The 5285-nt window shown below is 48.1% G+C and carries 5 protein-coding genes; 1 reads left to right on the forward strand and 4 read right to left on the reverse strand.

Annotated elements, in window-relative coordinates; translation table 11 throughout:
• Positions 1-389 precede the first annotated feature (389 nt).
• From H6F80_RS06505 to H6F80_RS06515, 3 genes are all read right to left on the reverse strand, one after another.
• Positions 390-1682, reverse strand: coding sequence for a coiled-coil domain-containing protein (locus H6F80_RS06505; RefSeq protein ID WP_190790775.1), 1293 nt, complete (start codon positions 1680-1682; stop codon positions 390-392).
• Positions 1683-1922: 240 nt separating this feature from the next.
• Positions 1923-3080: an HhoA/HhoB/HtrA family serine endopeptidase gene (locus H6F80_RS06510; RefSeq protein ID WP_347277833.1), complete on the reverse strand. Its 1158-nt coding sequence runs from the start codon at positions 3078-3080 to the stop codon at positions 1923-1925.
• Between the two features lie 201 nt (positions 3081-3281).
• Positions 3282-3716 (reverse strand): DoxX family protein, encoded by a 435-nt coding sequence (locus H6F80_RS06515; protein ID WP_190790777.1) that lies wholly within the window; start codon positions 3714-3716, stop codon positions 3282-3284.
• 9 nt (positions 3717-3725) lie between these two features.
• Between H6F80_RS06515 and H6F80_RS06520 the strand changes: the two genes are divergently transcribed.
• The gene (locus H6F80_RS06520; RefSeq protein ID WP_190790778.1) at positions 3726-4016 is read left to right on the forward strand and encodes a hypothetical protein; all 291 of its coding nucleotides are present in this window, start codon (positions 3726-3728) and stop codon (positions 4014-4016) included.
• Positions 4017-4078: 62 nt separating this feature from the next.
• Here H6F80_RS06520 and H6F80_RS06525 read toward each other — a convergent pair.
• Positions 4079-5285 (reverse strand): sensor histidine kinase (locus H6F80_RS06525; RefSeq protein ID WP_190790779.1); only part of this gene is annotated, 1207 nt, incomplete at its 5' end.

A 5285-nucleotide genomic window follows, 5' to 3' on the forward strand; every position in this document is an offset into this window, starting at 1 on the left:
GACTTGCTTGATCGCCTCATGTTCCGTCAATTGACAGGCAATTTCAAATACCATTTTTTATAAAAATTTTGTGATTGTGCGCGATCGCTGACGCGAATGCTAATGCGCTCGTACCCTAGTGCTGCAATCTGAAGAACTAGAAAGGTCTGAAACGGTTTCTACAGAGTTCAGGTATTGTTTTAGACAACATTCTCCTACGAAAACCTGAACAAGGAATTCGTGGAGGATTTATTCGTGGTTTCTGCGCTGGCTGTGCCGGAGTGAAACTGTCAGATCTCGCTACTCAATTTGAGGGTAGTGTTTGTGGATACATCTCATCCGGAATTCGTACAAGTGGATGTTCCTCTACTTTACCTGTCCCACCATCCTCTGATGCACAATCGAATTGTTTATGTACTGCTACTCGCTCGACCTAGATCTTGCTCTGCTCCACAGTTGCGACAGTAAGGTAAGTGCTTGTAGGTTGGCTGATGGCAGTTGTGACAGTCTAGATGTTGATGATAGCCGCAGTGTGGACAGTAACCTTCGTTGTGCTTTAAGGTTCTTGTACAGTTCAAACAGCGGGACTGCTGCACTAGTGAGGAAGGTGGAAGTTTGGTGCGAACCGCAATTTTTTGGAAGAATTTGATTAAGACAAAGCCTGCGATCGGAATGAGCAAAATGTAAGCATAGCTAATTAGAAACAGTAATCCGCCAAAGATGGTACTAATGACATCGAACAAAAAACTAAACAGTGCGCCAACTTGCAGAAACTGAAAGATTTTCAGGATCAGCGGAATAAAGAAAATAATCAGCAGATGCCAGCTGATGAGCGCAACCAGCCCGTAGCGTTTACGATGGGCAAATCGGTAGACCAGACCCGCGCCCGCCAACAGTGGTAAAAGGAACAGGGCTTGAAACGTCAGTTGGATGCTGGGATACCAAAATGATGCTCTTTGATAGCCGCGATCGGCTTCGTTGAACGCTGCATCATTTCTAAGAAACTTAAGAAACTCAACGCTTTCGGGTTTCGCAACCAGCTGACTTTTGAGTTTTACAATCTCACCTTTGAGTTGAGCAATTTGCTGATTGTTTTTGTTGAGCTGTGCTCTGGCTCTGTCTGCCCCAACAGCATTAATCGATTGATTGCGATTCTGTCCTGCAATTTGTTCGAGCAGGGTCGAATCATATTGAGTGCGAATGGTTCGATTGGAATTTTCTAGATTTTCGATGCTACTTTGTTTTTGGTCGATCGCTTTCGTCAATTGCTGGTTCTCAGAATTATCAATCCGGTCTTTGAGTTCAGCAAAGCTCAAACAAGTCGATGAAACACTGCCGAGTCGTCCTTGATTGATCTGTTGATATTGCTCCTGAACGCTCAGCGACTGTGGTAATCCAACCAGAGCAGGGTCAGCATTCTCATCTGCCGTGATGCTCCGAATTTTCTCAAAGTCCTTATTATCCAGCTCCTTATTATCCAGTGTTGAAGTTCGGTAGTCGCGCCACTCTGAATAGCAGGGATAAGCTTCATCGGGATTCAGCGTCCACCGGCTAATGTCGTGAAGCCCAGTGAAAACGTTGACCAGGATGAAAATGTCAATCAGAACGATGACAATCAAGCTCACTGTATTCAGTGGCTGCTTGTTGATCGATCGAGTCCGAGTCAAAAATTGTCGCAGCGATCGTCGAAATCTTCTCAACATAGTCCCTGTCTAGCGCCTGAATCGGAGATCATTCAGGTGAAGTGAATGAAGCACCATCCCCGTTGTGCTTTCTCCATCTAATCGGACGGATCAATCAAAGGAGATTGGTAGTGTGACAGGTTGAGAACTTGCCTAAGATGGACGGTGCAACGAGTTGAACGTCGATGTCAGGACAGGGACGTATCCGAAGTGCAGCGCGCTTTTATTGATGCCTGATGTAGCGAACTTGATCCAGCTTAATTAGCCAGGCTGCTGAGCAGGCAACGCTTCTGGACGAACTGTGACTTGCTGCGTATTGCCGTTTCGATTTACAGTAAGCTGCATTGTATTGTTAATTCCGGTAGCATCCACCTGCTGTTGAATTTGATCCACGTTTTCAATTGAATTTCCATTTACAGCAACGATTACATCACCTGCACGGAGCCCGGCACGAGCCGCTGGAGAGTCTGGCAGCACTTTTAGAACAATGATGCCCTGGTCTTGCGTCACCTGAAAGCCAACGTCACTCCCATTAATTCGCGATCGCAGCTCTGGCGTGAGTTCCGCCATCTGAATGCCGATGTAGGGGTAATCTACTCGTCCTTGCGTCACAAGTTGCTGAGATACCTGCTTCACCGTATTGATGGGAATGGCAAATCCAATGCCCTGTGCGCCCTGAATAATCGCCGTATTGACTCCGATCACTTGTCCGGCGGCATTTAGCAATGGTCCACCTGAATTTCCTGGATTGATGGCAGCGTCGGTTTGCAGAAAGTTGATGCGTTTATCCGCGATGCCAATTTCAGCGACTGATCGCTCGGTTGCACTGACAATGCCCTGCGTCACCGTATTGCTCAGTCCCAGCGGATTCCCGATCGCAATTGCAATTTGTCCTGGAACCAAAGCATCAGAATCGCCTAAGGAAACCGTCGGGAGATTATCTGCATCAATATCAATGACAGCAAGATCGCTGATGGGATCAGTGCCGACGACGCGCCCTGAATAATTCCGTCCATCGTTGAGCACCACCGTTACAGTGTCAGCATCGGCAACGACGTGAGCATTGGTAATCACCTGCCCGTCTGCGGTGGTAATAAAGCCTGATCCTGTTCCCTGCTGCACCTGTCCTTGGCGCGGGGCTCGTCTGCCAAAAAACTCATCTAAACCAAAGTCATTGACCGATTCTCTGACGGTGCGAGATGTATTGATTTGCACCACCGCGGGTCCGACCTGTTTTGCAACGGTTGCAACGGCACCGATATCCGCTGGAAGCGCAGGAGACGATGATGCAGCAGTAGAGGCAGCAGGCAATGCAGCAGTAGGGGCAGCAGGCGATATAGCAGTAGGGGCAGCAGAAGTTGCAGGTTGCTGGGTGTTGCGATTGCCTTGAAGTGAAGCACAGCCTGATACGCTAGCCACCGCAAAAAGAATTGAGAATAAAGTCGATGTTTTAAGCAGCATAATCATTGAAGTCTGAAGGGATAATTGAGGGAGTGAGTTGGGCGATTAACCCTTCGGGAAACTGCGAAGCAACCGCAATCATTCGACCCATCATTCAACTAATCATTCAAGCAGATAGCGGTACTTGAGCAATTTTCTGAGCAATTTTTATTCACCGCATCAATCCGGTTTCTGGGCAACGGCTGACGCGCCCATCTGTCCCTGGGGATTGCGCGTGTACCAATATGCCCAAGCAATCAATACGGCTTGCAACGGCAACCTTGCCCAATACAAAACTGGGCTTTGGGGAATGCCGTCGATTTTAATCAAATGGAACGTCATGTAGAGGTTCGCAGGAAAAACGCCGATGAACAAAGCAACTATGCCCCAAGCAGCCGTCACACTCAAGACCGGAACCAATAAGCCGAGTCCTCCCAAAATTTCAAAGACTCCACTCAGATAAACCGATGCAAAAGGTGGAAACGGGGGCGGCACAATGCGGGCGTATTGCTCCGGTCTCAAAAAATGCGTGATGCCAACAATCACCAGCGATACGGCAAGAATGCCCCGTAGGATTTCTTTGCGACGATGCTGAGAGGGTAAGTAGGAAGTCATCGGGAGCTATTGAACGCTGTTCTAAGCTTAGCGATCGTCCAGTTGTTTATCGTCTCCCGTAAGTTAGTTTTTAGAAAACTGCCGCAGCCCCCTCGTCCTTTAGCTTGTGCCTGTTCTTTAGCCTGTGCCTGGTACAGATCGGCAAGCAGTCGTGCTTTTTGCAGAATCGATCGTAAAACCGCATCCTGCCTTGAAACCGAGGTCTCGACCGAACAGGTACAGCAATTTGCCGCGCTCTTTCCCGCGAATGTGCGACCGATTCAGCCTAGTAGCGATCGGGTGATTAAACAGTCGCTCTAATGCCACATTATTCAGCCAGGGGCGATCGCAGCAGTGCTGCTGGAAAACCACTCCCTATCTGATCAAAACTTGATCGATCTGGCTGGACTTGCAGCGGAAAAATTTATCGGGATTTGCCTCACATCAAGCAGCACTCGAACTGTTGTCCCTTTTCCGGGTCGAGTTTTAACCTGTAATTTACCTTGGTGAAGATCGACGAGTTGCTTGACGATACTCAATCCCAACCCAGTTCCCGGAATATTACTGGCGTTTCGCCCCCGATAAAATGGCTCAAACAGGTAGGGCTGATCTTCCGGGGGAATGCCAATCCCCCAGTCCTGAATTTGAAATGTAATTTGCTGCTTTTGACGCATCAGCTTGAACTGGATCTGCTGACAGTGGGGCGAGTAACGAATTGAATTCGATAACAGGTTGGTCAGGATAAGCCGCAGAATTTTCTCATCAATTTCAGTCATTAAAGACGAATGACGGCAGACAAAATCAATTGTATGTTGAGTTCCAGCTTGCATTTCCTGACTTAATCTGCGACAGAACGGAACTAGATCGATCGCTTTGAAATTCGGCGTTAAGCGATTGGCTTCTGCTTTGCCAATCACAAGAATATCGTCAATGATAGAGGTCATGCGATCGACGTTAGTTTGAATACTCTGGAGATATTCTGTCTTTTGAGCTGCAGTTAGATAATGCGTATAGCGATCGAGCGAGGAAACCGCCAGCAGGATGTTGTTTAGTGGATTACGGAACTCGTGACACACCATCGCCACCAGGCGGGATTGCTGCTCGTTCAAGGATTTAAGCTGCTCGTTTGCCTGCCGCAGTTTTGCCGTTCGTTCTCGCACTTTTTGTTCAAGTTCTTCGTTCATTTGGTGCAAAATTGCTTCTGCCCATTTGCGCTCGGTAATTTCTCGAAACGTCACCACTGCCCCAATTAGCTGTCCTCGATCGTCCCGAATCGGTGTACTGATATATTCCACTGGAAACCAAGTTCCATCTTTTCGCCAAAACACTTCGTTAGTAACGCGATGCACCGTGCCATCTTTAAAGGCAGCATAGATTGGGCATTGGGTTTTGGGATAACAGGAGTGATCCGCGTGGGAATGATGTAGAACTTCGTGCATCGATCGTCCCAAAAGTTCTTCGCTGCGCCATCCAATCATTTGAGCTGCTGCTGGATTGACAAACGTCGCTTTGCCTTCCAGATCAACGCCATACACCCCCTCCCCGATCGCATTCAAGATTAGATCAGTGAGGGTTGGGGAATGCGGTGAG

The sequence above is a fragment of the Leptolyngbya sp. FACHB-711 genome (assembly GCF_014695615.1).
Lineage (GTDB): Bacteria > Cyanobacteriota > Cyanobacteriia > Elainellales > Elainellaceae > Leptolyngbya_A.